General features: G+C 68.8%; 18 protein-coding genes. 5 read left to right on the top strand and 13 right to left on the bottom strand.

The genetic code is table 11. The features are described from left to right. Nucleotide 1: 1 nt before the first annotated feature. The 3 genes from ccmE to PIB44_RS03510 all read right to left on the bottom strand — a co-directional run bounded on the left by ccmE (nt 2) and on the right by PIB44_RS03510 (nt 2,741). The gene (gene ccmE / locus PIB44_RS03520; RefSeq protein ID WP_278070428.1) at nt 2-493 is read right to left on the bottom strand and encodes a cytochrome c maturation protein CcmE; all 492 of its coding nucleotides are present in this window, start codon (nt 491-493) and stop codon (nt 2-4) included. A 67-nt stretch (nt 494-560) separates the two neighbouring features. Next, nucleotides 561-1,379, bottom strand: a complete 819-nt coding sequence (gene ccmI, locus PIB44_RS03515; RefSeq protein WP_278070427.1) for a c-type cytochrome biogenesis protein CcmI — start codon at nt 1,377-1,379, stop codon at nt 561-563. A gap of 18 nt (nt 1,380-1,397) precedes the next feature. Beyond that, nucleotides 1,398-2,741 (bottom strand): hypothetical protein, encoded by a 1,344-nt coding sequence (locus PIB44_RS03510; RefSeq protein ID WP_278070426.1) that lies wholly within the window; start codon nt 2,739-2,741, stop codon nt 1,398-1,400. A 318-nt stretch (nt 2,742-3,059) separates the two neighbouring features. Here PIB44_RS03510 and PIB44_RS03505 point away from each other — a divergent pair, with 318 nt between their 5' ends. Then, the gene (locus tag PIB44_RS03505) at nt 3,060-3,512 is read left to right on the top strand and encodes a GNAT family N-acetyltransferase (RefSeq protein ID WP_278070425.1); all 453 of its coding nucleotides are present in this window, start codon (nt 3,060-3,062) and stop codon (nt 3,510-3,512) included. 113 nt (nt 3,513-3,625) lie between these two features. Here PIB44_RS03505 and PIB44_RS03500 read toward each other — a convergent pair whose 3' ends face one another. The 3 genes from PIB44_RS03500 to PIB44_RS03490 are packed head-to-tail and all read right to left on the bottom strand — an operon-like array spanning nt 3,626 to nt 6,140. Then, nucleotides 3,626-5,098, bottom strand: a complete 1,473-nt coding sequence (locus tag PIB44_RS03500; RefSeq protein ID WP_278070424.1) for a sensor histidine kinase — start codon at nt 5,096-5,098, stop codon at nt 3,626-3,628. A 10-nt stretch (nt 5,099-5,108) separates the two neighbouring features. Further along, a complete protein-coding gene (locus PIB44_RS03495; protein WP_278070423.1) occupies nt 5,109-5,789 on the bottom strand; it encodes a response regulator transcription factor in 681 nt (226 codons plus the stop codon). Continuing rightward, on the bottom strand, nt 5,790-6,140 hold the full coding sequence (locus tag PIB44_RS03490; protein ID WP_025978533.1) for a hypothetical protein: 351 nt from the start codon (nt 6,138-6,140) through the stop codon (nt 5,790-5,792). Between the two features lie 266 nt (nt 6,141-6,406). Between PIB44_RS03490 and PIB44_RS03485 the strand changes: the two genes are divergently transcribed. After that, complete coding sequence (locus PIB44_RS03485; RefSeq protein ID WP_134582369.1) at nt 6,407-6,781, top strand: hypothetical protein; 375 nt, start codon at nt 6,407-6,409, stop codon at nt 6,779-6,781. Nucleotides 6,782-6,861: 80 nt separating this feature from the next. On the opposite strand, the gene PIB44_RS03480 is transcribed toward PIB44_RS03485, so the two are convergent. Genes PIB44_RS03480 through PIB44_RS03470 form a run of 3 tightly spaced genes read right to left on the bottom strand, consistent with a single transcriptional unit; the run spans nt 6,862 to nt 8,617 of the window. Next, complete coding sequence (locus tag PIB44_RS03480) at nt 6,862-7,461, bottom strand: nucleotidyltransferase family protein (RefSeq protein WP_278070422.1); 600 nt, start codon at nt 7,459-7,461, stop codon at nt 6,862-6,864. Then, nucleotides 7,458-8,276: a bifunctional hydroxymethylpyrimidine kinase/phosphomethylpyrimidine kinase gene (gene thiD / locus PIB44_RS03475; protein WP_029972727.1), complete on the bottom strand. Its 819-nt coding sequence runs from the start codon at nt 8,274-8,276 to the stop codon at nt 7,458-7,460. The genes PIB44_RS03480 and thiD overlap by 4 nt, the downstream gene beginning before the upstream one ends. Continuing rightward, nucleotides 8,276-8,617 carry a DMT family transporter gene (locus PIB44_RS03470; RefSeq protein WP_278070421.1) on the bottom strand — a complete coding sequence of 114 codons (342 nt, stop codon included), beginning with the start codon at nt 8,615-8,617 and terminating at the stop codon, nt 8,276-8,278. Before PIB44_RS03470 ends, thiD begins: the two co-directional genes overlap by 1 nt. A gap of 283 nt (nt 8,618-8,900) precedes the next feature. On the opposite strand from PIB44_RS03470, the gene PIB44_RS03465 reads away from it, so the two are divergent. Continuing rightward, nucleotides 8,901-9,347, top strand: coding sequence for an SRPBCC domain-containing protein (locus PIB44_RS03465; protein WP_051582139.1), 447 nt, complete (start codon nt 8,901-8,903; stop codon nt 9,345-9,347). Nucleotides 9,348-9,350: 3 nt separating this feature from the next. Here the strand turns inward: PIB44_RS03465 and folP are convergent, their stop codons facing one another. Further along, nucleotides 9,351-10,181, bottom strand: a complete 831-nt coding sequence (gene folP / locus PIB44_RS03460) for a dihydropteroate synthase (RefSeq protein ID WP_278070420.1) — start codon at nt 10,179-10,181, stop codon at nt 9,351-9,353. A gap of 261 nt (nt 10,182-10,442) precedes the next feature. On the opposite strand from folP, the gene PIB44_RS03455 reads away from it, so the two are divergent. Together PIB44_RS03455 and rnk are read left to right on the top strand one after the other, a co-directional pair. Beyond that, complete coding sequence (locus PIB44_RS03455; RefSeq protein WP_167309529.1) at nt 10,443-10,610, top strand: hypothetical protein; 168 nt, start codon at nt 10,443-10,445, stop codon at nt 10,608-10,610. A 41-nt stretch (nt 10,611-10,651) separates the two neighbouring features. Further along, a complete protein-coding gene (gene rnk, locus PIB44_RS03450) occupies nt 10,652-11,059 on the top strand; it encodes a nucleoside diphosphate kinase regulator (protein WP_025978540.1) in 408 nt (135 codons plus the stop codon). 71 nt (nt 11,060-11,130) lie between these two features. Here the strand turns inward: rnk and ftsH are convergent, their stop codons facing one another. From ftsH to PIB44_RS03435, 3 genes are read right to left on the bottom strand one after another with little or no spacing between them, the layout of a single operon-like run. Then, the gene (gene ftsH / locus PIB44_RS03445; RefSeq protein ID WP_025978541.1) at nt 11,131-13,065 is read right to left on the bottom strand and encodes an ATP-dependent zinc metalloprotease FtsH; all 1,935 of its coding nucleotides are present in this window, start codon (nt 13,063-13,065) and stop codon (nt 11,131-11,133) included. 42 nt (nt 13,066-13,107) lie between these two features. After that, nucleotides 13,108-14,499 carry a tRNA lysidine(34) synthetase TilS gene (gene tilS / locus PIB44_RS03440; RefSeq protein WP_278070419.1) on the bottom strand — a complete coding sequence of 464 codons (1,392 nt, stop codon included), beginning with the start codon at nt 14,497-14,499 and terminating at the stop codon, nt 13,108-13,110. Then, entirely contained in the window at nt 14,499-15,347 is an 849-nt protein-coding gene (locus PIB44_RS03435; RefSeq protein ID WP_025978543.1) for a tol-pal system YbgF family protein, read from the bottom strand. The genes tilS and PIB44_RS03435 overlap by 1 nt, the downstream gene beginning before the upstream one ends. Nucleotides 15,348-15,364 lie beyond the last annotated feature (17 nt).

The following is a 15,364-nucleotide window of genomic DNA, read 5'->3' as shown; positions in this document are numbered from 1 at the left end:
CTTAAGTCCCCTGCTGCGCGGCGACGGCGGGCGCCCCCGCCTCGTCAGGCCGCCACTCGCCCTTTTCCTTCAGCCGGTCGGCGACTTCGCGCGGCATGTAGGTCTCGTCGTGTTTGGCCAGCACCTGGCTGGCCTCGAACACGCGGTCGGGGCGGAACGACCCTTGCGCCACGATGCCCTGCCCCTCGCGGAACAGGTCGGGCAGGTCGCCGTGATAGATCACCTGCGCCGTCGCCCCCTTGTCGGTGACGACGAAGACGACCGAGCCGTCTGCGGCCTTGGTCACGCTGCCCGCCTCGACCAGACCGCCCAGACGGATCATCTGCCCGGCGGGCACCTTCTGCGGCGTCACTTCCGAAGGAGAGTAGAAGAAGGTCACATTGTCCTTCATCGCCCACAGCGACAGGCCGACGGCCAGCGCCAGCACGGGCGCCGCGGCGATGACGACCCACAGGCGACGGCGCGCCTTGGGGGATTTGGGCAACCAGCTCATGTCAACGATCCGGGGACGGCGAAAACGCCGTCGCATATAGGGCCTAGGTTCAGGATGGGCCAAAGCGTCATCGCGCGGCCTCGGCCAGACGGGTCTGCAGCTCGCTCCGGCGCGGGTCGGACGGAGCCAGCACGGCGATCAGCGGGCTCCACATGGCCTCGGCCTCGGCCCGGTCGCCGCGCGCCAGGGCCGCGTCGCCCAGATAGAAGCGCGCGCCCAACTGATCCGGGTCCAGCTTGACCGCCTGACGGAAGGCCGCCTCGGCGTCGCCGTCGGCCGCGCCGCCGTTGGCGCGCACCAAGCTCTCGCCCAGCCGCGCCCAGCTCTGGGCGTCCTCCGGTTGGATGGCGAGGGCGCGGCGGAAGGCGGAGGCCGCGCCGATGGGGTCGCCGGCCTCGAAACGGGCGGCGCCCAGCATGGTCAGGGCCAGACGGTCGTCGGGCCGGTCCTTGACCACCTGCCCCAGCACCGCCGCGACCTGAGCGGGCTCCAGCGCCTCAGGCGCCGAGGCCCACGCGCGCACCCGCGTTTCGTAGGCCTGATCCTTCATGCCCGGCGCGCCGAAGACGGCGTAGAGGCCCAGCGTCGCCGCGGCCGTCGCCGCGATGCCGCCCAGCACCCAATAACGGTCGCGCGGCCCGGCGACCGGGCGGCGATCCGCGCGACGGGCGGCCAGCAGGCGGCGCCCCGCCTCGGCCCGCGCAGCGGTCCAGCCCGCCTCGTCCAGCAGGCCGCGCGCCTTCAGCCGGTCCAGCTCGGCCAGCTCCAGCGCGCCCGCATCGCGGTCGGCCACGCTCTCAGCCTGCGCCCCGCGCCGGGCGGCGGACAGCACGGCCAGCCCCGCCAGGGCGGTCACAAGCGCCGTCATGATCCAGAAGATCGTCATGGCCGCCGCTGTAGCGGATCAGGCGGCCGGAGGCGAGGCGCGCGACGACGCACCCGTGTTTGATCTGGCGATAGCCAGCCGCCTCCGCACGGTGCGCGACGCGTCTTTAGCGCCCAGCAGGCCCAGCATTTCGGCGGTCAGGCCGATCCGTTTGCGGGCCACGCCTTCATCCGGCGCCTGACCGTCGTTCAACTGCTCGATCGCCTCATCAGCCCAGGTCGCCAGCCGTCCCGTCAGGGCCTCGGCGGTCTGACGGCGCTCGGCCTCGCAGCCGAAGACGGCCGCCATGGGCCGCACCTGACCCGTCAGCGTCAGAAGAACCCGCGCGCGCGCCGCCGCTTGAGGATCGGGCGCCTCGGCCAACAAAGGCGTCGGCCGCGTCATCCGTCCAACCAGAGGCGTGCGCTGGACCGGCAGGACCGCATCCAGCGCCTTCTCGGCCGCATCGAAATGCTCAGATAGACGAAGCGCAATCCTCAGGCGCGCCTGACGCACGGCCTTGGCCCAAGCGCTGTCGGGCCGCAGCGGCAGGACGGCGTCGATTTCCGTCAGGATTTCGGCGCACCAGGTCAGGGCCGCCGTCAGCCGCCTGCCCTGTACGTCGTCCTCAAGGCTCTGGGCGGCGATGTCGGCCGCGCGATGGGCCAGCGCCGATATGATGCGGTCGATCAGCAGATCAGCCTCGTCGCGGCCCGGCGTCGCCTCGCGCCCCGACGCTCCGATCAGGGCCAGCACCCGCAGCATCATCCGCGCTTCGGCCATATGGGCGAAAAGGATCTCCAGCAGCCGCTCGACCCCGCCCGGCCCGGCCGAGGAGGCCTGCCGCAGGGCCAGCTTCAGCTCCGCCAGTTCGGCGCCGCTGGGCCGCCCGTTCCAGGCCGACAGATGCGGCAACGCCCGCCGCGCCACCGGCGCCAGGTCCAGACACGCCGCCAACGCCTCGATGCGGTCGGGCGCGGCGCCGGGCCACACGGCCTCGGGCGCATCGCGCAGCACCACGGCGGCGCTGTGGCACAGGCGGTCGGCGACCATGCGCGACAGGTCGTCGTCACGGTCCAGTTGCGGCAACAGCTCCGGCTCGCCTCGCGTCGCCACGCGCCACAGCCGTGCGGGCAGGCCGGCAGGAAAGCTCAGCCCCTCCAGCGCATCGGCGCGCGCCCGGAACAGCGGCGCCAGCGGACCGAAGGCGACCTCGCGGCGGCGGCGATCCAGCTGCTCGACCTCGACCAGTTCGCGCAGGGCGGCCGCCCGATCCCCCGCCATCGTGCCCGCCAGCCCCAGCAACTGAGGCAGGGCCCGGTCCGGACACCGTTCGATCAAATGAGCCAGAGCGGCCCGCTGGGCGACCGACAGGTCCGCCATCCACGCATCCTCCGGCCCCACTCAAATACCGGCCAAGACCCCAAGGGTGGCCCGACGCGGGTTAACAAGGGCTTTTGAGGATGAATGGCGAACGCGTCCGATCTGCGAGCCGAAATCGGCCCTCGGAGCCTAGGTCGGGGACTGTAATCGACCCATTGCCGCCATTGACCAAGTGCGCGCAGCAACCTTAGAACCCAATATATATCAGAAGGAGATTTATGCGCAGGGGCTTACAATCCTGACCGCAAATAGCGGTCTCGCGTCGGCGCCAAAGGATGGTCGCCGTGCCTCTTTGCATATCTATTCTTCGGAGTTCTCATGAAGAACGATGACGTCGTGATCCGGCCATATGTGCCAGAAGACGATCTTAAAAAGCTTTCGCGCATTTGGCTTGATGCTTCCCTATTGGCTCATCCTTTTATCGGCGAACAGCGCTTGCGTGATCAACAAACTCTGATCGAAAACGAGTATCTGCCTAATGCCGAGACGTGGGTAGCGTGCGTTGACGATGAGCCTAGCGGCTTTATAAGCCTGCTCGATACTTTCATCGGGGGAATATTCGTTTCGCCCGCCCAGCAAGGGCGTGGTATAGGCCGTCATCTCATAACACATGCTCTGAACCTTGCTGGTGAGCTCGAGCTTGAGGTTTACACCGACAATCAGCAGGCCATGAATTTCTACGCCAGCATCGGCTTTCAGGAGTTGTCACGCCGTGCTTGTGATGATGATGGCCATGCTTTTGAAAATGCTCGTCTGCGCCTAATCGGATAAGAGTGAGTCGGGCGGCAAGCACTGTCGCCCGACGATCATTCTGGACTTTAGAATACCCAAGCGGCCTGTCTGGAAACCACCCGTCCCAGACCTGCGCAACAGCCGCTTGTCCCTCACCCCTCGGCGGCGGGCAGCTCCAGCACCACCTTCAGCCCCCCCAGGCTGCTGTCGCCCAAGGTGACGCGGCCGCCGTAGGCGCGGGTCAGTTCGTCGACGATCGACAGGCCCAGGCCCGTGCCGGGCGTGTCCTCGTCCATGCGGGTGCCGCGTTTCAGGGCGGTGTCGCGCTGGTCGGCGGGCAGGCCGGGGCCGTCGTCCTCGACCACGGCGATCAGCTGGCCTGGCATGGAGGGACCGGCCGAGACCCGCACCCGGCGGCGGCACCATTTGGCGGCGTTCTCCAGCAGGTTGCCGAAGATTTCCTGCAGGTCCTGACGCTCGCCCAGGAAGGCCAGGTCGTCGGGAGCGCGCCAGTCGATCTCGACGCCCTTCTGTTCGAACACCCGCTCCAGCATGACCGCCATCTCGTCCAGCACCTCGCTGACGTCGGTGCGTTCGCCCAGGCCGTGGGCGGCGCGGGCGGCGGCGCGGGCGCGGCGCAGGTGGTGGTCGACCTGATCCTGCATCACCTTGGTCTGCTTGCGCACCATGTCGGGCAGCACCCCCTCCTGCGTCCCCGCCTCGGCCAGCATGACGGCCAGCGGCGTCTTCAGCGCATGGGCCAGGTTGCCGACGTGGGTGCGCTGGCGCTCGACCGTCTCCTGGTTGTGCGCCAGCAGGCGGTTGACCTGTTCAGCCAGGGGCTGGATCTCGAGCGGATAGTCGCCCTCGACCCGGTGCGAGCGGCCCTGGCGCACATTGGAAATCTCGTCGCCCAGATCGAACAGCGGGCGCAGGCCCACCCGCACCTGAATGAACACCGCCGCGACGAGGCCGGCGCCCAAGAGCAACATGGCGATCCAGGTCACGGTGGCGAACTGGCGCGTGTCGGCGTCGACGTCGGACCGGTCGATCCCGGCGAAGAAGACGACCGGCTGCTGGCGGCCGGGCAGTTGTTTCATGCTGGCGGCGATGCGCAGCGGCTCGCCCTTGGGGCCGTCTTCAGCGTTGTAGCTGATAGTCTGACCGAAAGCGCTGCGCAGGCGGTCAGACAGATCGGGGGCGTACTCCAAGTCGGCATTGGCCAGCGACGCAGAGCGCGCCAGCACATGCAGCGCGCCTTGAGGCCCCGGCTCGGCGACCATCCAGTATTTTCCCGACAGCAGGCGCTGGGTGCGGGCGTCCCGTATTTCGCCCACGAACACCTCGCGCTCGGGCGTGATGACGGAGGCGACGACGGTCTCGTCGATGGTGTCGCTCAGGGTGTTGCCGAGGCGGCGCAGGGCCGATTCCTGGAACACGGCCGTCAGCACCACCGCCGCCGCCGCCAAGCCGACCAGGATCCATGCGGCGGCCAGCCAGATCAGACGCCGCGTCAGCGAACGGCCGGGCCGCCCGAACCACCGACCCCATTCGCGCCGGGCCGACGAACGCTCGGCGCCATCGGCCCCAGACTTGATCTCGGCCTCGGTGATCGGCTCGGTCATCAGCGAGCGATCAGGCCGCGTCGCTCTCGCCCGCCAGCGGCGACAGGCGATAGCCCAGCCCGCGCACGGTCTCGATGCGGTCCGCGCCGATCTTCTTTCTCAGGCGGCCGACGAAGACCTCAATGGTGTTGGAGTCGCGGTCGAAGTCCTGATCGTACAGGTGTTCGACCAGTTCGGTGCGGCTGATGACCCGGCCCTGATGCATCATCACATAGTGCAGCAGCCGGTATTCCAGCGAGGTCAACCGCAGCGGTTCCCCGTTGACCGTGGCGCGCGCTGCGCGCGGGTCCAGCCTCAGCCCCCCGCAGGTCAGGGTCGCCGCCGCATGACCGGCCGAGCGGCGCAGCAGGGCGCGCAGGCGGGCCAGAAGCTCCTCGGTGTGGAAGGGCTTGGTCAGATAATCGTCAGCCCCGGCGTCGAAGCCCGCCACCTTGTCCGACCAGGCGCCGCGCGCGGTCAGGATCAGCACCGGCGTCGCCTTGCCTTCGCGGCGCCAGCGCTCCAGCACCGAAACGCCGTCGATCTTGGGCAGGCCTAGGTCCAGCACCACCACGTCATAGGGTTCGGTGTCGCCCAGAAACCAGGCTTCCTCGCCGTCCGGCGCGTGGTCGACGGCGTAGCCGGCGTCGGTCAGGGCGGTCTTCAACTGGCGCGACAGATCGACGTCGTCTTCGACAAGCAGCACCCGCATTCAGTCGTCTCCGCGAACCCGGCCGGATCGGCCGTCAACCTGTATGTCCGACACGCGTCCGCCGGGATACTCCCAGCGCACCACATAGTCGCCGCCGCGCTCCTGCACGCCCAGCATGCGGCCGGGGCGGCCCGACTGGACGCGACGGGCGACGTCGCCCGGGTTGGCGCGCGGGCTCGACCGGGGCTCATCACGCAGCCCCTGACCCGGATAGTTGCGGGGCGCCTCGCGACGATCCTGAGAACGGCTTTCGTCGCGGTCCCGATCACGGCCGCGCGACTGGGCCGCCGCGTCCGTCAGGGGGACGATGGCGATCAGACCGGCCAGAAGGAGGGCTCGAATACGCATCATGCTCGTCTTCTAGACAGGGGCCTCTGAACGGCGGCTGAACGTGCAGTCTATCGCTGTTCCTCTGAACAAGGAACGCGCGCCCGAGGAATCTCCGTCGCTGTCGCCCTCGCGCCTGATCGGAACCGCCTCCCGCCCGAGGAGATGACAAAGTTCTCATGCTGATGAACGCCGGCTGAAACGCGCCGTTCAGGCGGGGATCAGGCTCAGCGTGGTCTTGTGAGGTCAACGCAGCCCGATCGGTTGCGAAGACCCGAAGGAGTTCGATCATGAAGACCCTGCTGATCCCCGTCCTGGCCGCCACGGTCGCCGCGACCGCCCTGCCCGCCGCGGCGCAATCCTATGATCGTCACGGCCCCTCGCGCGGTCCCGCCTATGAGCAGAACTATGGCGGCTGGCAGTCGGTCAGCCAGCGCAAATACAACCTGGACCGCCGCATCGACCAGGGCGTCCGCACCCGCCAGCTGAGCTCACGCGAAGCCTCGCGCCTCAAGGATGAGTTGGACGGCCTGGTCCGTCTTGAGCGCAACTATACCCGTGGCGGCCTGACCCGCTGGGAGCGCCAGGACCTGGATCGTCGCTATGACCGCCTGTCGGCCAAGATCCGGCTGGAGCGCCGCGACCACAACAACCGTCGCTACTGAGACGGTTCAGCATCAGGGCCTCATCCCTCCCTGTCAGGGGCTCTGCCGAGGGCGCGATCCGAAAGGGTCGCGCCCTTATTCTATACCGGTTCGATCACCGTGATTTCGGGCCAGCGCCCGCGCGCATTGGCGATCACCCGGTCCCAGCCCTTGGCCAGGCCTCGCGTGGGATTGGGCCGGATCGCCATGTCGAACACGTCCTGCAGGCCGAAGGGGGCGACGACGCTGATCGCATCGTCCTTCTCCAGCCGCACCCCCAGGGCGAAGGCCGGGGCGACAAAGCGGGCCGGGGCCTCGTCGGTGCAGGTCAGCGGCTCATAGGTTTCGCCGAACTTGCCCTCGAACCACAGATGGACTCGCGCCTGGTTGCGGACCTCGACGATGTCGCGAAACTCCGGCGCGAACGCCGCTGCGACCCGCTTGATGATCACGTCCTCGGCGTCCCAGGAGGTGTCGCGGTCGAAATAGCCGATGTCGTAATCCTTGACGCCATAGCCCGGCGCCCGGCCGGTCCGCTCATTCCACACCGACTGGTAGACCGCCCCCGAAAACAGCCGCCAGTCCGGCAGGTCCAGGTCGCGCATCACGCCCAGCACATGCATCAAGCCCGCATTGGCTCGGACGATCTCGGTCAGGCGGGTCTCTAGCTCCGCAGCCGTCGTCACCCCCTCTACGCTCATCGCAGGGGCCATCCGTGATCCAGCGGGCCATGACCCTGCCCCAGTCCCGGCGCGCGGCGGATGGCTTCGGCGACATAGGCCCAGGCTTCAGCCACCGCCGTCGTCAGGGGCAGGCCCTTGGCGATGCCCGCCGCGCAGGCGCTGGCCAGGGTGCAGCCGGTGCCGTGGGTATGGCGGGTCTGCACCCGCTCGCTTTCCAACACCGTCTCGCCGTCGGCGGTCAGCAGCAGGTCGGTCACCGTCTCGCCGGGCACATGGCCGCCCTTCATCAACACCGCGCGAGCGCCCATCGCCAGCAAGGCTTCGCCGGCGCGGCGCTGACCGTCCAGATCGAGGACCGCGATCCCGGTCAGGGCCTCGGCCTCGGGCGCATTGGGGGTCAGCAGGGCCGCGCGCGGCACCATCAGGCGCCGCACCGCCTCGACCGCCGCCTCGGCCAGCAGAGGCGAGCCGCCCTTGGCGATCATCACCGGATCGACCACGGCTGGCACGCCGCCCGCATAGTCGATCAGACCGGCGACCGTTTCGACCACCTCAACCGAGCCCAGCATGCCGGTCTTCAGGGCGTCCGCGCCGATATCGTCCAGGACCGCCCTGGCCTGCGCCTCGATCACGTCCAGCGGCACAGGATGCACGCCGTGAACGCCCAGGGTGTTCTGAACGGTGATGGCGGTGATCGCCGTGGCGGCGAACCCGCCCAGCATGGTCACGGCCTTGATATCCGCCTGTATGCCCGCGCCGCCGCCGGAGTCCGATCCCGCCAGGATCAGCACCCGGCCCAGCGGCTTCGTCGCCGCTTCGACGAGAGAGGTCATCAGTGGGCCCCCGAAAACAGCTTCAACCCGACAATGCCCGCCACGATCAGCAGGATGCAGACGGCCCGCAAAGCCGTCGCCGGCTCGCCATAGACGGCGATCCCCAGCGCCGCCGCCCCGACCGCGCCGATGCCGGTCCAGACCGCATAGGCCGTGCCTACCGGCAGCTTCTGGGTCGCCGCCCACAGGCCGATCATGCTCGCCGCCAGGGCAAGCGCCACGCCCAGCGAAACCAACGGTCGCTGAAGGCCGACGTATTTGACGCCGGACGCCCATCCCACCTCGAAAAGCCCCGCCACGACGAGGACCAACCAGGGATTCAAGGACAGCAACCAGGACATGACGGCTGCATGGCTGATGGCGAAGCGTCAGACAAGGGATCACGCATCGAAAGGCGCCGCACTTTCAGCTCAGGCGGCCAGGATGGAAAGGTTGTGCTAAAACAACGCCCAAATGAACGATGCTACCGAGAAAGCAAGTGAGCGCACAAAGTTATTGCAACGTTCTGTGGGGTTTTTGGCAAAATCTGGTAAAATTTCCGCAACAACTGCAGCCGTATAAGCGTTGCCATGCCGGAATTATGATAGAGAGGGCTTTATGGAAGCTCCTGTGGTGAAGACTGGGATGTTGATCCGTCGGCCTGCCGACGAAGTCTACCAGGCCTTTACCGAGCCGGGCGTGACTTCGTGGTTCTGGTTCACCCACGCAGATCGACGGATGTCGCCCGGCGCCCAGTTGACCTGGACCTGGGGCATGTACGGCGTCGCCACGCGCGTTCTGGTGAAGGCGCTGGAGCCCAATCGCCGCATCCTGATCGACTGGAATCTGGACGACGATCCGACCGAAGTGGAATGGACGTTCGAAGAGCGCGGCCCGGCGACCTGGGTCGAGGTTTCAAACCGCGGCTTTCCCGCCTCCGACGCAGGGGTAAAGGCGGCGCTGGAAGCGATGGAAGGCTTCACCCTGGCGCTGGCGGGCGCCAAGATCTGGCTGGAGCGCGCCATCGAGCCGACCTTTATCCTGGACCGGTTCCCTGATCAGGTCCTGCCGAGCTGGAAGCCTAAACTCTAAGCCCTAGTTTCCAGCCGCGCCCTCGACCGCCGCCTGAAGCTGCAAGGCCTGAACCGTCTCGCCCACGTCGTGGACGCGCACCATACGTGCGCCGCGCCGCGCCGCCTCCAACGCCAGCGCCAGCGAACCGCCCAGCCGATCCGCCGCATCCAGCGCCGTCGCGTCCACTCCCTGGATCATCCGTTTGCGGCTGGCCGCGTAAAGGATCGGAAAGCCCAGCGCGACCAAAGCCTCCAATCGCGCCGTCAGCGTCAGATTGTGCGCCGTCGTCTTGGCGAAGCCGAGGCCGGGGTCCAGCCAGATCCTGTCGCGCGCCACGCCCGCCGCCACCGCCGCTGCGGCGCGAGCGGCCAGATGGGCCGTGACCTCGGCGACCACATCGTCATAGCGAGGGTCGTCCTGCATGGTCTTGGGCGCGCCCTTCATATGCATCAGCACCACCTGGCAGCCCAGTTCGGCGGCGACGGACAGACTGTCGGGCGCATGGCCGAGCGCCGAGACGTCGTTCCACATCGTCGCCCCGGCGGCGACGGCGGCGCGGGCCACGGCCGGCTTCATGGTGTCGATGCTGATCGGCCCGTCCCAGCGCGCGCGCAGGGCGGCGATCAAAGGCAGGGTGCGGGCCGCCTCTTCGTCCTCGCCGACCGGATCAGAGCCCGGCCGAGTGCTTTCGCCGCCGATGTCGAGCACGTCAGCGCCCTGCGCGATCAATCGCAGGGCGTGCTCAAGCGCGGCCTCCAGCGTCGTCAGCCGCCCCCCGTCGGAAAAACTGTCGGGCGTGACGTTGACGATGCCCATGACCAGGGGCCGTTTCACGGGGGATTGAAGGCTCATGCGACGATGACTCCGCGAGCGCCGGTTTGACTTTCGCTGCGCTGGGGTTCAGCCTCTAACGGCAATGAAACGCTTCGTCAGCCAGGCTCGACGCCTCACCCACGCGGGACGCCGCGTCGAAGGCTCTTAACCCGTAGCGGTCTGCCACGCGCGCGCCCGCGCCGGGCGCCCGCTACGGGACCCCGTTGCACGCTTTCGGTTCCCTTTTTTTATCATCGCAGAAACAGGCCGGTCGGCGACCGGACCAAGAGACTTTGCGCCATGACCACCGAAATTCATAACCACAGCCTGCCGGCTGCACCTCAGCCCGACGCCGGCGGGGCCGAGATTATTCCTTTCCGGCGCCCTAGCGCGCCCGACAGCGGGCCGCCGCTCGCGCCGGATCCTGACGACCATCAACCCGACGACGACGGCCCCTCAGCCGCCTGAGCGCGTCGGCCCTATCGCTTTTTTCGAGAACGAGACGTTCCATGACCACCCCTCGCAAGGGCGCCCTGCCCGCCATCACGCTTCGCAGCGACGACTTCGACGCCCTGGACCGCCTGGTCGGCGACCTGCCCGGCTCAGGCCCCGCCGGCTTGCTGCAACAGGAGTTGGACCGCGCCAAGGTGTGCGAACCCAAGGCCATGCCCAAGAACGTCGTGACCCTGAACCGCTGGCTGCACTATTCGGACGACCACAGCCCCGAAGTGCGGCGCGTCCAGTTGGTCCTGCCCAAGGAAGCCGACATCGACGCCGGTCGCGTCTCCATCCTGTCCTACGTCGGCGCGGGCCTGATCGGCCTGAAGGAAGGCCAGTCCATCACGTGGCCTGATCCGTCCGGCGCTGCGCGCAAGCTGACCCTGGTCAAGCTGGAAGACCCCGAGCCAGCGAACTAAGTCGAGGCCTGAATTAAAGAAGGGGCGCGCCCATCGGACGCGCCCCTTTTTCGTGGCTGCTATATCGCCGTTCAGACCGCGGGAGCCGGTTCAGCCGGCGCCGCAGGCTCGTCCTCCGGCGTGGCGGGGACGGACAGCGACGGGCCGGCGACCGTGTCGTTTTCCTCATCCCGCTTGGGCGGCTGGCCCTTTTCCAGCAGGTCCCGGATCTCGTCGCCCGACAGGGTTTCGTATTCCAACAGGGCCTGCGACAGCTTCTCGTGGTCGCTCGCCTTGTCGGTCAGGATGCGGCGCGCCTCTTCCCAGCCTTCGGTGACGATGCGGCGGACCTCTTCGTCGATGATGCGGGCCGTCTCTTCAGAGACGTTCTGGCTGCGCGAGACCGAGTGGCCCAGGAAAACCTCTTCCTGGTTCTCACCATAGGCCACGGTGCCCAGACGCTCCGAGAAGCCCCAGCGCGTGACCATGGCGCGCGCCAGCTTGGTGGCCTGCTCGATGTCCGAGCTGGCGCCCGAGGTGATGCTCTCCGGCCCGAAGATCAACTCTTCGGCGACGCGGCCGCCGGCCATGATGGCGATGCGGTCGATCATCTGCTGGAACTTCATGGAGTAGCGGTCGCCTTCCGGCAACTGCATCACCATGCCGAGCGCCCGGCCGCGCGGGACGATGGTCGCCTTGTGCACCGGGTCGGCCATCTTGACGTTGATGGCGACGATGGCGTGGCCGGCCTCGTGATAGGCGGTCAGGCGGCGCTCTTCCTCGTTCATGGCCATGGACTTGCGCTCAGAGCCCATCATGACCTTGTCCTTGGCGTCCTCGAAGTCGCGGTGCGTGACCATGCGGCGGTCCTTGCGGGCCGCCATCAGGGCCGCCTCGTTGACCAGGTTGGCCAGGTCCGCGCCCGAGAAGCCCGGCGTGCCGCGCGCCAGCGTCTTGACGTTGACGTCGGCGGCCAGGGGCACGTCCTTCATGTGGACGCGCAGGATGCGCTCGCGACCCGAGACGTCGGGATTGGGCACCACGACCTGACGGTCGAAGCGGCCCGGGCGCAGCAGGGCCGGGTCCAGCACGTCGGGACGGTTGGTCGCGGCGATCAGGATGATGTTCTCGGACGCCTCAAAGCCATCCATCTCGACCAGCAGCTGGTTCAGCGTCTGCTCGCGCTCGTCGTTGCCGCCGCCCAGGCCGGCGCCCCGGTGACGACCCACGGCGTCGATTTCATCGATGAAGATGATGCACGGCGCGTTCTTCTTGGCCTGCTCGAACATGTCGCGCACGCGGCTGGCGCCGACGCCGACGAACATTTCGACGAAGTCCGAACCCGAAATCGAGAAGAAGGGCACGCCCGCCTCGCCCGCCACGGCGCGCGCCAACAGGGTCTTGCCGGTGCCCGGAGGGCCCACCAGCAGGGCGCCCTTGGGGATCTTGCCGCCCAGACGCTGGAACTTGGCCGGGTCCTTCAGGAAGTCGACGACCTCCTGCAGTTCGTCCTTGGCCTCGTCCACGCCCGCGACGTCGTCGAAGGTCTTGCGGCCCTTGTGTTCGGTCAGCAGCTTGGCCTTGGACTTGCCGAAGCCCATGGCGCCCTTCGCCCCGCCCTGCATCCGGTTCATGATGAACAGCCAGAAGGCGACGATCAGCGCCACCGGCAGCAGCAGGCCCAGCAGGCCCGACCACCACGGCTGGCGGGTGCTCTTGACCTCGACGTCGCCGCCGCTGGTGCGGATCTGGTTCAGCAGGTCGACATTCGGCACCGGCGTCACGGCGTTGAACTTGACGCCGTCCTTCTTCTCGCCGGTCATGGCGTCGCCGCGCACGACCACGGATTTGATCTGCTGCGCCTCTACGGCGGTCATCAGCTCCGAATAGGTCAGGGTCTCAGGGCGTCCGGCGGCGCCGTCCTTGGCGCCGGGCATGGCCGGGCCGCCGTTCTGGCTGATCGCGGCGTAGACGCTCACCAGTCCCAACAGGATCACGGCCCAGATGGCGAAATTGCGCAGGTTCATTCGGTCCTCGGTTCCTCGACAGGGCCGCGCTGGGCTCGTCGATCAGCAGTCTTCGCCTGAAAATAGGTCAGACGGCGGCGTTTCGCCATGAAGGGTTTGAAAGAGTCCGGCTTCCTGCGTCGTTTCGCCCTCGGCGGGAGGCAGAGCCAAGGCCAATCGGCGTAGGCCCAGCGCCCTGACCTGCGCCGCGCGCCAGGCCAGCCGCGCCCGCCCCGCGCCGTCAATCAGCACCGGTGCGGCGGCCCGGGCGGCGGGCGGCAGACCAGACAAGGCCGCCCGCTCCTGATCCGACAGTTGCGCCAACCGCCCGGCCGCCGCCTCCACGCGCAGACCGGTCCGATCGGTCGTGATCTCAAAGCGCCCGTCCCAGACGGCGGCGACGCCCGGCGTCAGGTCGAGCGGCGCGACTGGACGACGCCGCCATTCGCCCGGCTCGCGCATCGCTCGAACGCGGGCGCCGGACGCCTCGATGCGGGCGCCGCACAGGACGGTGGTGAAATCCTCTCCGGACGCCAGCCGGGACTGAAGAACCGCCAGCCGGTCCCCGCGCGGCGGCGTCGCGCCTCCGCCTGCACAGAGCAGGACGGCGGCCAGCGCCGAGGCGGATGCGTCGCGCGACAGAGGCAAAACCCCGGCCCATGCCTGATCGCTGGCACTCCCCCTTCCCCCTTGAGGAGGAAAGGGCCGGGGATGGGGGTGGGCGCGCGAGGCCTGGGAAGGAGCCTCAAGAGACGGCGCCGTCACCCCCGCCTGAGCGGAAGCCACAGCGTCCACACCCCCGCACACCCCTCCCCTCTCGAGGGGGAGGGCTTTAGAAAGGGCCGCCCGCGCCCGGCCTCGTCCATAGCGCACGTCGGCGTTGGCCGGGTCTTCCAGCCACGACAGTCCGCGCGCGCGCAGATGATCACGCAACGCCTCGCGCCGCTCCTCCAGCACCGGACGCAGCAGCATCAGCCCGCGCCCCTCAGGCCAGGCGGGCGACGGCGACCAGCGGCGCAGGCGTCCCAGCGTCGCGCCCTCGGCCCGCATCCACTCGCCCTCGGCGACGTCATCGGCGGTGTGGCCGGTCAGGATGACGCGCGCCCCCGCATCCCGCGCCGCCTCGGCCAGCAGGGCGTGGCGCGCCGCCCGCGCCCGCGCCGGAAGCCCGGCGCCGCCTCGCGCCTGCGCCCAGACCAGACCGCGCCAGTCGGCGCCCGCCGCGCGCGCTGCCTCGGCGGCGAACCGCGTCCAGGCCGCGCTGTCGGGATTGAGGTTGTGATCGACCGTCAGGGCCAGCAGCCCCCGCCCCCTCGCGCGCGCCCATTCGGCGGCGAGGTCCAGCAGGGCCATGGAGTCGCCCCCGCCCGACAGGGCCAGGGCGACCGGCTCAGGTCCAATGTGGTTCAGACGCGCGTCCAGCCGGGCGAAGACCCGGCCGGCGAGATCGCTCATCAGCTGCAGCTGGCGCGCGTCCGCAGCTGAGTCGCGCGGGTCTTCTGCGCCGCCGTGGCCGCCTCGGCGTAGCGGCGGCCGAACTCGGTCAGGGCGCCGCAGGCCTGGGTCGCGCGATCGGTGGCGCGCAGGGCCTCGGCCAGCTTCAGCGTCGTCTCAGGCGCCCACGGCGTGCGCGGCCAGCCGTTCAGGGCCGCGGCATAGGCCTGAACCGCCGCGGCGTTGTCGCGCGCGGCGACGTGCAGGTCGCCCAGACGGCTGTTGGCTTCGCGCGCCTGGGGCGTGTTCGGCCAGGTGACGATGACGGTCTCCAGCGCGCGGCCGCCGCGCACGGCGTCCTCGCCCGCCAGGCGCATGGCGGCCTGCAGGTCCTGAGCCGCGTCGCCGGTCGGCGAGTTGGCGACCACCGGGCCGTTCAGTTCAGCGGCTTCCTCAGCAGCCTTCTCGGCGCGCTCGACCCGGCCTTCCAGATCGCGCAGGCGACGGCTCAACTGCGTATTCTCGCGCGTCGCCTCGTCAAGTTGGAACGTCAGCCGCTCGCTGTCGGCGTTCATGCGCTGGAACGTCTGTTCCACGTCGCCCAGACGGCGCTCTAGGATCGAGACCTGCCCCTGCAGCGCCACGACCTCGGGGTCCAGCTCGACCAGAACGGGTTCTCCGGCAGCGTTGCGCTGGGTCAGGGCGCGCTCAAGACGGCGGACGTTGCGATCCAGCTGGTCCAGGCGGCGCTTGTCCCACTGGATCGGCTCCATCGGCTGGACCTGGGCGACGACGGCGCCCCCGATCAACGTCAGGCCGATCGCCGTCAGGACGGCGGGTTTCGTAAGGCGGAAAGGCGTCTTCAGCATGGCTCTGTCGTCCCACC

Source organism: Brevundimonas sanguinis (assembly GCF_029636725.1).
Lineage (GTDB): Bacteria > Pseudomonadota > Alphaproteobacteria > Caulobacterales > Caulobacteraceae > Brevundimonas > Brevundimonas sanguinis.
The sequence above is the reverse complement of the archived record's forward strand: the minus strand, read 5'-3'. Positions and strand labels throughout refer to the sequence as shown.

Bases quoted from the DNA above. Each gene is read 5' to 3' on its own strand.
- ccmE (WP_278070428.1), bottom strand. From the start codon at position 493: ATGAGCTGGTTGCCCAAATCCCCCAAGGCGCGCCGTCGCCTGTGGGTC.
- ccmI (WP_278070427.1), bottom strand. From the start codon at position 1,379: ATGACGATCTTCTGGATCATGACGGCGCTTGTGACCGCCCTGGCGGGG.
- PIB44_RS03510 (WP_278070426.1), bottom strand. From the start codon at position 2,741: ATGGCGGACCTGTCGGTCGCCCAGCGGGCCGCTCTGGCTCATTTGATC.
- PIB44_RS03505 (WP_278070425.1), top strand. From the start codon at position 3,060: ATGAAGAACGATGACGTCGTGATCCGGCCATATGTGCCAGAAGACGAT.
- PIB44_RS03500 (WP_278070424.1), bottom strand. From the start codon at position 5,098: ATGACCGAGCCGATCACCGAGGCCGAGATCAAGTCTGGGGCCGATGGC.
- PIB44_RS03495 (WP_278070423.1), bottom strand. From the start codon at position 5,789: ATGCGGGTGCTGCTTGTCGAAGACGACGTCGATCTGTCGCGCCAGTTG.
- PIB44_RS03490 (WP_025978533.1), bottom strand. From the start codon at position 6,140: ATGATGCGTATTCGAGCCCTCCTTCTGGCCGGTCTGATCGCCATCGTC.
- PIB44_RS03485 (WP_134582369.1), top strand. From the start codon at position 6,407: ATGAAGACCCTGCTGATCCCCGTCCTGGCCGCCACGGTCGCCGCGACC.
- PIB44_RS03480 (WP_278070422.1), bottom strand. From the start codon at position 7,461: ATGAGCGTAGAGGGGGTGACGACGGCTGCGGAGCTAGAGACCCGCCTG.
- thiD (WP_029972727.1), bottom strand. From the start codon at position 8,276: ATGACCTCTCTCGTCGAAGCGGCGACGAAGCCGCTGGGCCGGGTGCTG.
- PIB44_RS03470 (WP_278070421.1), bottom strand. From the start codon at position 8,617: ATGTCCTGGTTGCTGTCCTTGAATCCCTGGTTGGTCCTCGTCGTGGCG.
- PIB44_RS03465 (WP_051582139.1), top strand. From the start codon at position 8,901: ATGTTGATCCGTCGGCCTGCCGACGAAGTCTACCAGGCCTTTACCGAG.
- folP (WP_278070420.1), bottom strand. From the start codon at position 10,181: ATGAGCCTTCAATCCCCCGTGAAACGGCCCCTGGTCATGGGCATCGTC.
- PIB44_RS03455 (WP_167309529.1), top strand. From the start codon at position 10,443: ATGACCACCGAAATTCATAACCACAGCCTGCCGGCTGCACCTCAGCCC.
- rnk (WP_025978540.1), top strand. From the start codon at position 10,652: ATGACCACCCCTCGCAAGGGCGCCCTGCCCGCCATCACGCTTCGCAGC.
- ftsH (WP_025978541.1), bottom strand. From the start codon at position 13,065: ATGAACCTGCGCAATTTCGCCATCTGGGCCGTGATCCTGTTGGGACTG.
- tilS (WP_278070419.1), bottom strand. From the start codon at position 14,499: ATGAGCGATCTCGCCGGCCGGGTCTTCGCCCGGCTGGACGCGCGTCTG.
- PIB44_RS03435 (WP_025978543.1), bottom strand. From the start codon at position 15,347: ATGCTGAAGACGCCTTTCCGCCTTACGAAACCCGCCGTCCTGACGGCG.